The organism is Micromonospora sp. NPDC049004, assembly GCF_040649315.1.
GTDB lineage: Bacteria > Actinomycetota > Actinomycetes > Mycobacteriales > Micromonosporaceae > Micromonospora.
On record NZ_JBEZFG010000008.1, the window covers coordinates 199,136 to 211,441 of the forward strand.

Consider the following 12,306-nt stretch of genomic DNA (forward strand, 5'->3'; position numbering starts at 1 on the left):
CCCGTCGGCGTCGTTTTACGCTCCGAGATATGGCGGCGGCGTGCCCTTCTCGAAATCGGCGCACAAGTCCGGGCAGTGCCCTCACCGCATGATTCCCCTCGCGAGGCGCGAACTCAGACAGAGAGGAAGCACGCATGGCGGTCAAGACGAAGACACGTCCCGGCACCACGGAGATCCGCCCGTTCACGGTGGAAATCCCCCAGGCGGACCTGGACGACCTGAAACGACGGATCGCGGCAACGCGGTGGCCGGAAAAGGAAATCGTCGACGACCAGTCGCAGGGCGTGCCACTCGCGACGATCCAGGCCGTCGCGCGGTACTGGGAAGATGAGTACGACTGGCGCAAGGTGGAATCACGGCTGAACGCCGTACCGCAGTTCATGACCACCATCGACGGGGTGGACATCCACTTCATCCATGTGCGCTCGAAGCACGAGGATGCGCTGCCGCTCATCGTCACCCACGGGTGGCCCGGATCCGTGATCGAGCAAATGAAGATCATCGAACCGTTGACCAACCCGACCGCTCACGGCGCGAGCGCGTCGGACGCCTTCCACCTGGTCATCCCGTCGTTGCCCGGCCACGGCTTCTCCGGCAAGCCGACCGAGTCCGGGTGGAACCCGCAGAAGATCGCGACCGCCTGGACCGAGCTGATGACGCGTCTCGGCTACGACCGGTTCGTGGCCCAGGGCGGCGACTGGGGCGCGGTCATCGTGGACCAGATGGGCGTGCAGGCCCCTCCGCAACTGCTCGGCATCCACACCAACATGCCCGGTGCGATCCCACCCGAGATCGACCTGCTGTTCCAGGGCGACACCACCGGCGCGAACAACGCCATGGGCTCGCTGCCCTCCGGCCTGTCCGCCGACGAGATGCGTGCCGCCGAGGAAGCCAACTACGTCTGGAAGCACGTCGCGTACGCCCTCATGATGGCGACGCGGCCGCAGACGCTCACCGCGCTGGCCGACTCTCCGGTCGGCCTGGCGTCGTTCCTGCTCGACCACGACGCGAAGAGCCTGGCCCTGATCGCGCAGGTCTTCGAGGGCGCCCAGGCGGGCCTGACCCGCGACGACATCCTGGACAACATCTCGCTCTACTGGCTGACGAACACCGCGATCTCGGCGTCCCGCCTGTACGCGGAGAACAAGCTCTCGTTCTTCGCCGCCAAGGGCGTCAACGTGCCGGTGGCGGTGAGCGTCTTCCCCGACGAGCTGTACGAGGCCCCGCAGAGCTGGGCCGAGCAGGCGTACCCGAACCTCATCTACTACAACAAGCTCGACGTGGGCGGGCACTTCGCGGCCTGGGAGCAGCCGAAGATCTTCTCCGAGGAGCTTCGCACCGCCTTCCGGTCGCTGCGCTAGATGGCCGTGCACCTGCCCCCGTTCAACGGGGCGGCCGAGTGGCTCAACTCCGAGCCACTCGGCCCCGCCGAGCTGCGCGGGCGCGTCGTCCTGGTGAACTTCTGGACGCTCACCTGCATCAACTGGCTGCGCCAGGAGCCGTACGTCCGGGCCTGGTCGCAGGCCTACCGCGACGACGGCCTCGTCGTCGTCGGGGTGCACACGCCGGAGTTCAGCTTCGAGCACCAGGTCGACTGGGTGCGCCGGGCGGTCGCGGCGCGCTCGATCGACTACCCGGTCGCGGTCGACAACGACTACGCGATCTGGCGTGCCTTCGCCAACCAGTACTGGCCGGCGCTGTACTTCGTCGACACCGACGGGGTCATCCGCGACGAGCACTTCGGTGAGGGGCGCTACGAGCAGTCCGAGCGGGTTCTCCAGCACCTGCTCGGCGTCGAGCGCGACCCCGTACCCGTCAACGGGCTCGGCCCGGAGGCGGAGGCCGACTGGGACAGTCTGCGGACGCCCGAGACGTACCTCGGGTTCAGTCGCGGCGAACACTTCGCGTCGCCGAACGGACCCGCGCTCGACGAACGCCGCGCCTACGACCTCCCCGAGAGCCTGGTCCTCAACCAGTGGGCCCTGTCGGGCGAGTGGACGATCGGGTCGGAGAACGTCGCGGTCGGCCGGGCCGGCGGCAGCATCGCCTTCCGGTTCCACGCCCGGGACGCGCATCTCGTTCTGGCCCCCGGGACGGGGCGGTCGATCCCGTTCCGGGTGCTCCTCGACGGCGAGGCCCCCGGCCCGTCCCACGGCGTCGACGTCGACGGGGACGGCAACGGCGTGCTGGCGGACGGCCGCCTCTACCAGCTCGTGCGCCAGGACGGCGCGGTCCGGGAGCGGACCCTGGAGGTCACGTTCGGCGAACCCGGCGCCGAGGCGTACGCCTTCACCTTCGGCTGACGCGCAGATCGACAGTGCTCACCGCGTCGGAGACCGGTGAGAAGCTGCGTACCCGAGCGCCGGGACGCAGACGGCTGTCGGTGGCGTACCGGTCGGCGAGCGCCTTTTCCGCGGCCTCGTCGCCGTCGTCGGCCTTGAGCAGCAGCGCGGCGATCTCGTCGGCGAGCGTGAGGTCGGCGTCGGCGAGGTCGTCGGTCATCGCGCCGAAGCTGTCCCACAGCAGCAACTCGTCCTTGCGCCGATGGGCCAGCTCGTGCAGGACGTAGTCGTAGATGAACCAGGCGCCGTGGACCGGCAGGTCGGGGGCCACGCCGTAGACGTCGGGATCGATCGTTCCGGCCCGGTACGCCGACCAGACCCGCGCCGCCGAGTCGAAGAGTCCCGCAGTCGGATCGATGTCGTAGCCGTCGAACCGCCGGTCGCCGGCCGGGTCGATTTCCGGGTCGGCCCAGACCCAGCGGTGGCCGTTCCAGTACTCCACCAGCACGTGATCGTAGTGCCAGCCGGGGGTGAAGTAGGAGGCGAAGCCGACCCGGCTGCGGCTCGGGATGCCGTGCTGACGCAGCAGCGCGACCGAGAGCAGCGTGTGGTCCCGGCAGCAGCCGGCCACCCGGTCGACGGCCGGGCGCTCGGTGCGCAGGGGCAGGGCGAAGCGGGACTGGTCGGTGTCGAGAATGCGCTCCACCCAGCGGCTGTTCACCTCCTCCAGCCGGTCGCCGGGCAACTCGACGCCGCCGGCCCGGTAGTGGACGATCACGTTGCGGGCGGTCGCGGCCACGGTGGCGATGTCGGCGGGCACGGCGTCGAGCAGAGCGGCATGCCGGCCCGGGTCGCTGTACGGGGAGTGCTTGCGGTAGCTGTCGACGTCCATGAGGCGAGTCTTCGTCCTGCCACCGTGTCAGGGTCAAGGCGCTTTTTCCGGCTAGTGTCGACTGCTGTGACAGCGCCCGAGATCACCATCGCCACCTCAGCCGACCGCGATGCGGTGGTCGGTTCACTGGTCGCCGCGTTCGTCAAGGATCCCATCCTGCGGTTCCTGTTCCCCGACGATGAGACCTACCCGCGCCACGCCGCCACCTTCTTCGGGGACCTCTTCGACAAGCGGGTGCACCGGTCGTCGATCTGGATGACAGGTGGCGGTGCGTCCGTCGCCATCTGGGAGCCCCCGGCCGAGCCCTCGACCGGATCCCCGGCGGCCGGGCACGGATCGCCTGCGGAGGCGCGATACCCCGCTGACGTGCGGGCCCGCGTCCAGGGCTACGACGAGGCCGTGCACGCGGCCCTGCCGACGTACCCGTTCTGGTATCTCGGTGTCCTCGGCACCCACCCGGACAGTGCCGGACGTGGCTGGGGCCGCGCGGTCATGCGGGCCGGGCTGGCCCGCGCCGCCGCTGACGGCCTGCCGGCGATCCTGGAGACCAGCAACCCGGCCAACGTCGAGCTGTACCGCCGCGCCGGCTGGGAGGCACTGGGTTCGCTGCCCGAGCCCGTGCCGACCTGGATCATGCAACAGTCGCCCCGCTGAGACGTCCTGGTTGGCGGATCAACCCCGGACCGCGAGCTGGCGCGGCCGGCCGCCCGATCTTGGACAGTTTCCGTCCACCTGACCCGACCGATGCGGGCACCGGATGTCGGGTGGGCCACCTGGCCTGCCGCCTAGCGTTGCTGCTCGTAAGGGAAGGAGGCCCGGGTGCTGGAGCGGCTCAACGAGGCCATGGCGCACATCGAGCGGCACCTCGACCAGCAGATCGAGGTGGCCGACCTGGCCCGGATCGCGCTGACGTCGGAGTACCACTTCCGGCGGCTGTTCTCCGCGCTGGCCGGCATGCCGCTGTCGGAGTACATCCGTCGGCGTCGGCTCACCGTCGCCGGGGCGGACGTGCTGGCGGGGGAGCGGACGTTGCTCGACGTCGCCGTGCGCCACGGCTACGGATCGGCCGAGGCGTTCGCCCGGGCGTTCCACGCCGTGCACGGCGTGGGGCCGGGAGAAGCTCGGCGTACGCAGGCAGCGCTGCGCGCCCAGCCCCGGATGTCCTTCCGACTCACCGTGGAAGGGAGTGGCAGCATGGAGTACCGCATCGTCACGAAGGACGCGTTCGCGCTGGTGGGGCGCAAGGCCCGCGTCCCGCTGGTGCACGAGGGGATGAACCCGGCGATCGTCGCGTTCATCCGCAGCATCGACGCGGAGACGACCGCCCGGATCGAGGCGCTCTCCGATCAGGAACCGACCGGGATCGTCAACGTCAGCGACAACCTCGCCGACGGTCGGGCCGAGGGCAGCGAGTTGGACTACTGGCACGGGGCGGTCACCGGCGCCACGCCACCGCAGGACCTGGACGCGCTGCCGGTGGCGGCCGGAACGTGGGCCGTGTTCACCACCTCCGGAGCGTTTCCGCAGGCAGTGCAGTACCTGTGGCGGGACGTCTTCACCCAGTGGTTCCCGTCCAACCCGTACCGCAGCCGGCCGGGACCGGAGATCTCCCGGGTCCGGGTGTCGGCGGACGGGACCACGGCGGACGCCGAGCTGTGGATCCCCGTCGAACGGGTCGCGTCCTGACGGGGCGGCTCAGTCGGGGACGTCGTCCCAGGTCGTACCGGGCGGCAGGTAGCCGGCCGACTGGTTCTCGCGCAGCGCGTAGGCGAGGACCAGCAGCGCGTGCTTGTCCAACTCGGGCAGCCGATCCACGTCGAACCACCGCACGGCCAGCGACTCGTCGTCGTTGACCCGGGCGGTGCCGGCCACGACCCGGCAGACGAAACCCAGGTTCAGGTATTCGCAGTGGTCCCCGTTGGGGTAGGTGTGCGGGTGCGAGACGGCACTGGACAGGCGTACCGGCGCCACGTCCAGGCCCGTCTCCTCCCGTACCTCCCGGACGAGCGCCGTGGCCGGCTGCTCGCCCGGCTCGACGAAACCGCTGATCACCGACCACCGTCCGTCGTCGGAGCGCTGGCCCAGCAGCAGCTCGCCGGCGTCGTTGCGGATCACCGCGCTGACGCTGGGCAGCCACAGCAGGTCGTGGCCGACGTGTTTGCGCATCCCCACGATGTAGTCCGGTACCGCCATCGGGTGATCATAGGCCGCGCGTGGGCGGCCGCCGCCGTCCCGTCGACGCCGCGTCGCGCTCAGCCCGACCAGGCGACGGTACGACGAGAGCGCGCGTACTCCCCCGGCTTTTTCGCGTGGCCAGTGCCCCCACCTGCACTTCTTTCGGTGTTTTCGCCCGCAGCGCGGTAAGCGTCTCTACTGTGGAGAGGGTTCGGCGACTTGTGTGATCCGGTGGCGGTCAGCCGGTTCGCGGTGCACAGTGATTGCCATGAGCGACAGCGAACGTAAAGGGCAGTTCTACTGGTGCACCCGGCATCACCGGGTCGAGACGGACGCCGACGTGTGTCCGGCGAAGCACGTCCTCGGCCCGTACAACTCGGCGGCCGACGCGGAGAACGCCCTGCAGCGAGTGCAGGAGCGGAACGAGGCGTGGGAGGCCGAGGACGCCCGTTGGGCCGGGGAGGACAGGTAGACGGCGCGGGACGGCCCGCGTCGCGGTAGTTCGTGCTCCGCGAGGACGCACGCGAGAGCACGTCCCCCGAGGAGGAAACCACGATGGCCGAAGCACAGCAGGCCACCACCCGTCCGACAGTCCGGCGCACCACCGCGAAGAAGACCGCCGCGGCGGAACGCAACACGGCGGCGAGCCGGACCACCCCCGTACGCAAGTCCACCACGGCCGCCGCGAAGGCGCCGGCCCGCAAGGCGGCCGGCGGCGCGGGGCGTGCCCCGGCCGGGAAGACCACCACGGCGGCGAAGAAGGCCCCGGCGAAGAAGACCGCGACCAAGACCACCGCGAGCAAGGCCGCCCCCACCAGGACGGCCACCACCGCCGCCGTCAAGACCGCGGCGGCGAAGAAGACCGCAGCGGCGAAGAAGGCCACGACCCGGACCAGCGCGGCGGCCAGGAAGGCGCCGGCCAAGAAGGCGTCGGCCGGCACCTCACCCGCCACCCGCAAGACGACCACCGCCGCGAAGCGGACCTCGACGTCCCCGGCGCGCAAGAGCACCACCGCCGCGAGCCGGACGACGGGTACGGCGAAGAAGACGACAGGCGCCGCCAAGAAGACGACAAGCGCTGCGAAGAAGACGACAGGCGCGGCGAAGAAGACCACGGCGTCGGCGGCGAAGAGGACCACCGCCGCCGCGAAGGCGCCCGCGCGCAAGGTCGCGACCAAGGCGTCCACGGCGAAGAAGACGGCAGCCAAGAAGGCCCCGGCGAAAAAGACGGCGGCGAAGAAGGCCCCCGCGAAGAAGACGGCGGCGAAGAAGACCGCTTCCACCCGCCCGAGCGGCGGCGCCCGCAACGCCCCGGCGAAGAAAGCGACCGGCACCTCGTCGACCACCGCCCGCAAGGCGGCGGCGAAGAAGGCCCCGGCGAAGAAGACCACCGCTGCCAAGGCTCCGGCCCGCAAGGTGACCGCCCGCAAGTCACCCGCCCGCCCGGTCGCCGCACGAGCCACCACCCCCCGGGGTACGCGCAGCACCGCCCGGAAGGCGACCGGCTGAGCGCACGGCGGCCTCGACTCGACACCGACGGAGATCTCGGCCGGTCACCGGAAGCGGATCACCGGCGGCGCTGTCAGGATTGACCCGTGGTCATCCGACGCGTACTCGCGCCCCGCATCGACTTCGGCGCGCTGCGCCGCGAACTCGGTCTGCCCGAGGGCTTCCCGGCGGACGCCCAACGGGAGGCCGACGCGGCGGCTGCCGCGCCGCCCCGGCCGTCCGTCGACCGCACCGACGTCCCGTTCGTCACTGTCGACCCGGCCACCTCGCGTGACCTGGACCAGGCGATGCACCTGGCCCGCCGGCCGGGCGGCGGCTACCGCGTGCGGTACGCGATCGCGGACGTCGCCGCGCACGTCGATCCGGGCGGCGCGCTCGAGGAGGAGACCTGGCGACGCGGGCAGACGGTCTACCTGCCGGACGGCAACGTGCCGCTGCACCCGGTGACGCTCAGCGAGGGCGCGGCCAGTCTGCTGCCCGACGACGACCGGGCGGCCGTGGTGTGGACCATCGACCTGGACGCCGACGGCGGCACCGTGGCCGTCGAGCTGGAGCGCGCCCTGGTGCGCAGCCGGGCGAAGCTCGACTACACCGGGGTGCAGGCGGCCGCCGACGCCGGTCGGCTGCCCGAGCCGATCGCGCTGCTGCCCGAGATCGGCGAGCGGCTGACCGCCCGGGGGCTGCGCCGGGGCGCCATCAACCTGCCGCTGCCCGAGCAGGACGTGGAGCCCGACGGCGACGGCTGGCGGCTGGTGCTGCGCGGGCCGGTGCCGATGGAGGAGCACAACGCGCAGATCTCGCTGCTGACCGGGATGGCCGCCGCCGACATCATGCTGGCCGGCGGGGTGGGCCTGCTGCGGACGATGCCACCGCCGAAGCCGGAGGCGGTGCAACGCCTGCGGGCGGCCGCCGCCCCGCTGGGCGTGCACTGGCCGGACGGCGCGGGCCCCGGTGAGGTGATCGCCGGCCTGGACGCCGCGCAGCCGCGTTCCGCCGCGTTCATCGACCAGGCGGCAGAGTTGATGCGTGGCGCCGCGTACACCGCCTTCGACGGCGCCCGGCCGGAGCAGCCGGAGCACGGCGGGGTGGCCGCCGCGTACGCCCATGTCACGGCGCCGTTGCGGCGCCTCGCCGACCGGTACGCCACCGAGGTCTGCCTGGCCCTGCACGCGGGCCGCGAGGTGCCCGACTGGGCCCGAGCGGCGCTGCCCCGGCTGCCCGAGGTGATGGCCAGCACCGACCGGACCGCCTCGGCGGCCAGCCGCGGCGCCGTCGAGCTCACCGAGGCGGTGCTGCTGGAGCACCGGGTGGGGGAGACCTTCGACGCGGCGGTGCTCGACGTGGACGCCCCACCCAACGGCAAGTCCCGACCCCGCCCGCCCGGCGGAACGGTGGCCCTGGACGCCCCACCGGTCCGTGGCCGCTGCCTCGGTGCGCTGCCGCTCGGCGAACGGGTCCGGGTGCGCCTGGTCACCGCCGACCCGACGGCCCGCACGGTGCTGTTCGAGCTGGCCTGAACCGGCTGTTCCTGCCGTGCCCTGTCGGCTGGTCCTGGCTGGCGTCGTCGGCGGTTGCTGGTGGGCGGTGTCGGGCTCGTCTGGCTGGGCGGTGCCGGCTGTTCCTGGGCGGCCGTGCCGGCGGGTCTGGCTGACCACGTCGGCGGGGCTTCGTCGGCGGGCGGTCGGGTAGCGGGGATTGTCACAGCGGCCGGCGCTGCTGACGGACCGGGCGGTTTGCGAGGATGAGCCCATGGCATACGACGCGAGCACGCTGCCCGACGTGTCCGGGCTGACGGTCGGCATCATCGGCGGCACCGGCGATCAGGGCCGTGGCCTCGCCTACCGGCTCGCCCGGGCCGGGCAGACGGTGCTGATCGGCTCCCGATCGGCGGAGCGGGCCGCCGAGTCCGCCGCCGAGATCGCCGCTCTGCCCCGGATGCCGGCCGACGTCCGCATCACCGGCGCGGCCAACGACGAGGTGGCCCGTCGCAGCGACGTCGTGATCATCGCGGTCCCGTGGGACGGGCACGCCGCCACCGTCGCCGCCCTCGCCGAGCCGCTCGCCGGCACGATCGTCGTCGACTGCGTCAACCCGCTGGGCTTCGACAAGCAGGGCCCGTACGCCCTCACCGTCGCCGAGGGCAGCGCCGTCCAGCAGGCCGCCGCGCTGCTGCCCGACTCCCGCGTCTGCGCCGCGTTCAACCACGTCAGCGCCCCGCTGCTGGCCGACCCCGAGGTCGACCGGATCGACCTCGACGTGCTGATCTGCACCGAAGACCGGGAGCTCGTGGACATCGTCGGCGCGCTCGCCGCCCGGATTCCCGGGATGCGCGGCATCTACGCCGGCCGGCTGCGCAACGCCCACCAGATCGAGGCGTTCACCGCGAATCTGATCGCCATCAACAAGCGCTACAAGGCGCACGCCGGCATCCGCGTCACCGACCTCTGACAGCGTCCGTCCGCTCCGGGCAGGGCCGGCCGGGCGCACGGCTCTTGGCCGGACGGCCAGGGCCCGCCCGGTCGCTCTGAATCGGCTGGTCAGATGACAGCGCCCGGAGGGACCATGCGGCGTGACCGATGCTGATGCGGTGTTGAGGATCGCGGATCTGCGCCGAGCGTGCTCGATGCTCCTGGACGAGGCGGAGAGCCGATTCGGTCCGCAGATCGAGCTGTCGCAGCTCGACGTTGACTACTACTGGAACGTGGACCTGAGTTCGGCATTCGGCATGGTTCAGCGGCCCGAATCGGAGATCGACTGCGGGCAGAGTAGCGACGACCTCGCAGAGCTGACGAGCCTCCTGCAACGGGATGATCCGGAGGGCGTCGTGTCGCTGTGGCACGACCTGTCGCATGTGAGCGGGCTATTGCGGCTGCTGGCGTACCTCGACCTGACCGACACCCGCGAGGTGCGCGAGAACTAGGTGTCGCTACCGATCGAGCCGCCCATGCTCGGCCGCGTTGCGGCCGGGCGGCTCGGCCCATGCGCCGGCAGGCTGCACCCTTGTCAGATCACAGACGCGCAGCGTCTGGCCAGCAGCTCACGAGGCTGAACGGTGGCCCTCGCCGTGCCACCGAGGCATGCCCGAATCGAGAGGAAGCCCCACGACGGACCGGGATGATCGGCTGTCTCGGTGGTCACGTCCTCCGGTGGTAGTGGTTGCGGCGGGGGATCTGTTCGGGGTCGAGCCAGGCGGGTGGGATGAAGTCGGGGTGGCCGTCGGCGGCCAATCGGACGGCCCAGTCGCCGTGGTGGACGTGTCGGTGGTGGTGGCCGCAGAGCAGCACGGCGTTGGTCAGGCTGGTGTCGCCGCCGTCGGCCCAGTGGTGGATGTGGTGGGCGTCGCACCAGCGGGGTGGGCGGTCGCAGCCGGGGAAGGCGCAGCCGCGGTCGCGCAGGACGAGTGCGCGGCGGAGTGGGCCGGTGATGAGGCGGCGTTGCCGGCCGACGTCGAGGGTCTGGCTGGTGCTGCCGAGGACGGCGGGCAGGATGGCGGCGTCGCAGGCGAGGCGCCGCACGGTCTCCGGAGCGAGGTCGAAACCGGTGTCCAACGTGCCTGCGCCGAGCTGCCGGCCGAGGTTGTCGTAGCTGGTGGTGACGACGATCTGTGCGGGCTCGCCGCCGTGTTCGGGTAGCTCGCCGGTACGCAGGCTGAGTCGGCACAGGTCGCCGAGGGCGTCGTGGCGGCGTTGGCCGGGGGAGCGTTGGTCGTCGGGGCCGGTGGGCGCGGTCAGGGGGTCGATGGCCGCGCGGAGCAGGCCGGCGGTCTCGGTGTCGAGGGTGCCGGTGAGGCGCAGCCGGCCGTCGGTGAGGGTGGAGATGGTGATGTGGCGGTCGCGGGCGGCTCGGCGATCCTCGGCGTCCAGGGCGGCCTGGGCGGCTCGGTCGGCGACGTCGGGTGCGACGTGGTCGAGGATGCGGGTGCCGAGTTTGCGCAGCAGGGTCGGGTCGAACTGCCCGGCCCACTCGACCAGCAGGCCGACGGCCTTGTCGGCGGCCGCGCTGCCTGCGGCGCTCTCGACGGTGGTGACGGTGTCGGCGATGACGCGCGCCTGGTCGAGGGTGATGTCGGCGTCGGCCAGCGCCTGTCGTACACCGGGGTTGCCGGTGTCGAGGGTGGTGGCCAGGTCGACGAGGCGGCGGGCGGTGGGGACGGTGAGGTGCAGGCGTTCGCGCAGCCACACCGCCGTGGAGGACGCGCCCTGCGCGATGGGCGTGCCGCGACAGTCGAGCTCGCGGATCAGGGCCAGCTTGATGGCGGCGAGACGCTGCTCGACGCGGTGCGCGGCGTCGAGCGCGGCGATCAGGCCCTGCTCGGGCAGAGCCCAGGCGGCCGAGTCGGCGCAGGCCGTGACCGTGGCCTCTGCCTGCGCCAACCCCTCCATCATGACCCGAGACTAGAACACCTGTACGACACTTTCAGCGACCAAGATCGATTGATTCGTCACGGCCCGGACCGCTCTAGAAGGTGTGTTCGGCGCTCGGGAACTCGCCGCCACGGACCTCGTCGGCGAAACGGCGGGTGGCGTCGGTGAGGACGTCGGCCAGCTCGGCGTAGCGCTTCACGAAGCGCGGGGCCTTGCCGGTGCGCAGGCCGGCCATGTCCTGCCAGACCAGCACCTGGGCGTCGGTGTCCGGGCCGGCGCCGATGCCGACAGTGGGGATCGCCAGTTCGTGGGTGATCTGCTTGGCCACCTCACCCGGCACCATCTCCAGCACCACCGCGAACGCGCCAGCCTCGGCCACCGCCCGCGCGTCGGCCAGCACCTCGTCGGCCGTGTCGCCCCGGCCCTGCACGCGGTAGCCGCCCAGGGTGTGCTCACTCTGCGGGGTGAAGCCGATGTGCGCCATCACCGGGATGCCGGCGCCGACGATCGCGGCGATCTGCGCGGCGCAGCGTCGGCCGCCCTCCAGCTTCACCGCGTGGCAGCCGCCCTCCTTCATGAACCGGACGGCGGTGCGCAGCGCCTGGGTCGGGCCCTCCTCGTACGAGCCGAAGGGCAGGTCACCCACGACGAGGGCCTGCCGGGTCGAGCGCACCACGGCCCGTACCAGCGGGAGCAGGTCGTCGGCGGTCACCGGCAGGGTGGTCTCGTAGCCGAACACGTTGTTCGCGGCCGAGTCGCCGACCAGCAGCACCGGCACGCCGGCCCGGTCGAAGATCCCCGCCGTGTACTGGTCGTACGAGGTGAGCATCGGCCACCGCTCGCCACGCTCCTTGGCGGCGATCAGGTCGCGGGTGCGGACCCGACGGGTGGCCGGTCCGCCGTACAGCGCGGTCACCTCGTTCGGAGTGGACTCGGTCATGACTGTCTCCTTCCTCGAGGCCGCCTGCGCGGTCCCCGGGTTCCGTCGCGATCGTCGCACCGCCAGGCCCGGCGACGGCAGAGCCCAGTGGAAGATGTCACTCACGACCGTCGCGCACCGGGCCCGCCGCACCGCGCCGGGCCG

Annotated in this window: 13 protein-coding genes; 9 read left to right on the forward strand and 4 right to left on the reverse strand. The window is 71.9% G+C overall.

Features of this window, described 5'->3' with window-relative positions; all coding sequences use genetic code 11:
* The first annotated feature begins 134 nt into the window (after nt 1–134).
* Together AB0B97_RS24065 and AB0B97_RS24070 are read left to right on the forward strand one after the other, a co-directional pair.
* Complete coding sequence (locus AB0B97_RS24065) at nt 135–1,361, forward strand: epoxide hydrolase family protein (RefSeq protein WP_357496589.1); 1,227 nt, start codon at nt 135–137, stop codon at nt 1,359–1,361.
* Nucleotides 1,362–2,303 carry a redoxin family protein gene (locus AB0B97_RS24070; protein WP_357496591.1) on the forward strand — a complete coding sequence of 314 codons (942 nt, stop codon included), beginning with the start codon at nt 1,362–1,364 and terminating at the stop codon, nt 2,301–2,303.
* Here the strand turns inward: AB0B97_RS24070 and AB0B97_RS24075 are convergent.
* Nucleotides 2,290–3,174 (reverse strand): transglutaminase domain-containing protein, encoded by an 885-nt coding sequence (locus tag AB0B97_RS24075; protein WP_357496593.1) that lies wholly within the window; start codon nt 3,172–3,174, stop codon nt 2,290–2,292. The two genes, AB0B97_RS24070 and AB0B97_RS24075, sit on opposite strands and share 14 nt — an antisense overlap.
* A 66-nt stretch (nt 3,175–3,240) precedes the next feature.
* Between AB0B97_RS24075 and AB0B97_RS24080 the strand changes: the two genes are divergently transcribed.
* Together AB0B97_RS24080 and AB0B97_RS24085 are read left to right on the forward strand one after the other, a co-directional pair.
* A complete protein-coding gene (locus AB0B97_RS24080; protein WP_357496595.1) occupies nt 3,241–3,828 on the forward strand; it encodes a GNAT family N-acetyltransferase in 588 nt (195 codons plus the stop codon).
* Between the two features lie 165 nt (nt 3,829–3,993).
* Nucleotides 3,994–4,860, forward strand: a complete 867-nt coding sequence (locus tag AB0B97_RS24085; RefSeq protein WP_234586506.1) for an AraC family transcriptional regulator — start codon at nt 3,994–3,996, stop codon at nt 4,858–4,860.
* Nucleotides 4,861–4,869: 9 nt separating this feature from the next.
* Here the strand turns inward: AB0B97_RS24085 and AB0B97_RS24090 are convergent, their stop codons facing one another.
* Nucleotides 4,870–5,367 (reverse strand): NUDIX domain-containing protein, encoded by a 498-nt coding sequence (locus AB0B97_RS24090; protein WP_357496597.1) that lies wholly within the window; start codon nt 5,365–5,367, stop codon nt 4,870–4,872.
* Nucleotides 5,368–5,617: 250 nt separating this feature from the next.
* Between AB0B97_RS24090 and AB0B97_RS24095 the strand changes: the two genes are divergently transcribed.
* From AB0B97_RS24095 to AB0B97_RS24115, 5 genes are all read left to right on the forward strand, one after another.
* Nucleotides 5,618–5,821 carry a hypothetical protein gene (locus AB0B97_RS24095; RefSeq protein ID WP_357496599.1) on the forward strand — a complete coding sequence of 68 codons (204 nt, stop codon included), beginning with the start codon at nt 5,618–5,620 and terminating at the stop codon, nt 5,819–5,821.
* 83 nt (nt 5,822–5,904) lie between these two features.
* Nucleotides 5,905–6,858, forward strand: a complete 954-nt coding sequence (locus AB0B97_RS24100) for a histone (RefSeq protein WP_357496601.1) — start codon at nt 5,905–5,907, stop codon at nt 6,856–6,858.
* 86 nt (nt 6,859–6,944) lie between these two features.
* Nucleotides 6,945–8,375 carry an RNB domain-containing ribonuclease gene (locus AB0B97_RS24105; protein WP_357496603.1) on the forward strand — a complete coding sequence of 477 codons (1,431 nt, stop codon included), beginning with the start codon at nt 6,945–6,947 and terminating at the stop codon, nt 8,373–8,375.
* A gap of 232 nt (nt 8,376–8,607) precedes the next feature.
* The gene (gene npdG / locus AB0B97_RS24110) at nt 8,608–9,306 is read left to right on the forward strand and encodes an NADPH-dependent F420 reductase (RefSeq protein WP_007463329.1); all 699 of its coding nucleotides are present in this window, start codon (nt 8,608–8,610) and stop codon (nt 9,304–9,306) included.
* Between the two features lie 121 nt (nt 9,307–9,427).
* The gene (locus tag AB0B97_RS24115; RefSeq protein ID WP_357496605.1) at nt 9,428–9,778 is read left to right on the forward strand and encodes a hypothetical protein; all 351 of its coding nucleotides are present in this window, start codon (nt 9,428–9,430) and stop codon (nt 9,776–9,778) included.
* 214 nt (nt 9,779–9,992) lie between these two features.
* Here AB0B97_RS24115 and AB0B97_RS24120 read toward each other — a convergent pair whose 3' ends face one another.
* Nucleotides 9,993–11,243: a DUF222 domain-containing protein gene (locus tag AB0B97_RS24120; protein WP_357496607.1), complete on the reverse strand. Its 1,251-nt coding sequence runs from the start codon at nt 11,241–11,243 to the stop codon at nt 9,993–9,995.
* Nucleotides 11,244–11,316: 73 nt separating this feature from the next.
* Nucleotides 11,317–12,162 carry a 3-methyl-2-oxobutanoate hydroxymethyltransferase gene (gene panB, locus AB0B97_RS24125; RefSeq protein WP_357496609.1) on the reverse strand — a complete coding sequence of 282 codons (846 nt, stop codon included), beginning with the start codon at nt 12,160–12,162 and terminating at the stop codon, nt 11,317–11,319.
* Nucleotides 12,163–12,306 lie beyond the last annotated feature (144 nt).

What these genes read in the sequence shown, in the direction of transcription:
- AB0B97_RS24090 (WP_357496597.1), bottom strand. Translation starts at nt 5,367, where the DNA reads ATGGCGGTACCGGACTACATCGTGGGGATGCGCAAACACGTCGGCCAC.
- AB0B97_RS24120 (WP_357496607.1), bottom strand. Translation starts at nt 11,243, where the DNA reads ATGATGGAGGGGTTGGCGCAGGCAGAGGCCACGGTCACGGCCTGCGCC.
- AB0B97_RS24070 (WP_357496591.1), top strand. Translation starts at nt 1,362, where the DNA reads ATGGCCGTGCACCTGCCCCCGTTCAACGGGGCGGCCGAGTGGCTCAAC.
- npdG (WP_007463329.1), top strand. Translation starts at nt 8,608, where the DNA reads ATGGCATACGACGCGAGCACGCTGCCCGACGTGTCCGGGCTGACGGTC.
- AB0B97_RS24065 (WP_357496589.1), top strand. Translation starts at nt 135, where the DNA reads ATGGCGGTCAAGACGAAGACACGTCCCGGCACCACGGAGATCCGCCCG.
- AB0B97_RS24100 (WP_357496601.1), top strand. Translation starts at nt 5,905, where the DNA reads ATGGCCGAAGCACAGCAGGCCACCACCCGTCCGACAGTCCGGCGCACC.
- AB0B97_RS24095 (WP_357496599.1), top strand. Translation starts at nt 5,618, where the DNA reads ATGAGCGACAGCGAACGTAAAGGGCAGTTCTACTGGTGCACCCGGCAT.
- AB0B97_RS24075 (WP_357496593.1), bottom strand. Translation starts at nt 3,174, where the DNA reads ATGGACGTCGACAGCTACCGCAAGCACTCCCCGTACAGCGACCCGGGC.
- panB (WP_357496609.1), bottom strand. Translation starts at nt 12,162, where the DNA reads ATGACCGAGTCCACTCCGAACGAGGTGACCGCGCTGTACGGCGGACCG.